Origin of the sequence: Neobacillus paridis (assembly GCF_016765675.1) — a bacterium.
GTDB classification, from domain to species: domain Bacteria; phylum Bacillota; class Bacilli; order Bacillales; family Cytobacillaceae; genus Neobacillus; species Neobacillus paridis.
Genome location: NZ_JAESWB010000145.1, coordinates 1 through 552 on the forward strand (window position 1 = coordinate 1; position 552 = coordinate 552).

Consider the following 552-nt stretch of genomic DNA (forward strand, 5'->3'; position numbering starts at 1 on the left):
CTCGATCCGCAAGGCGGCCGAGGCGCTGCATGTGGCGTCCACCGCGCTCAACCGCAAGATACTGGAAGCCGAGGAAGACCTGGGCACGCCGCTGTTCGAGCGGCTGCCGCGCGGCGTGCGCCTGACCGCCGCAGGTGAAGTGATGCTGTCCTTCGTGCGGCGCAGCCTGTCGGAGCTGGAGTCCGCCACCAGCCAGGTCGAGCAGTTGCGCGGCCTGATGCGCGGCGAGGTGCGGCTGGGCTGCGCGGAGTCGGTCGGCACCGACATCGTTCCGCGCATCGTCGCTGGCTGGCAGGCCAGGCATCCCGGCGTGCAGTTTCATTTGCAGATCGGCGGCACGCAAAGCCTGATGGCGGCGCTGATGCAGGACGAAGTCGAGCTGGTGGTGGCGCATGACCCACCACCGCCGCCGCAGGTCAAGCTGCTGGCTGACATGGCGCAGCCGCTGCATGTGATGATGCGGCCCGACCATCCGCTGGCTTCGCACCGCAGCCTGCGCCTGGCCGACTGCCAGGCCTATCCGGTTGCGCTGGGTGACATTTCTTTTGGCAG

Annotated in this window: 1 protein-coding gene; it reads left to right on the plus strand. The window is 68.5% G+C overall.

Translation table 11 applies throughout. From position 1 onward, the window contains the following. The coding region (locus tag JK635_RS28255; RefSeq protein ID WP_202653500.1) for a LysR substrate-binding domain-containing protein at window positions 1-552 on the plus strand (552 nt) is incomplete at both ends.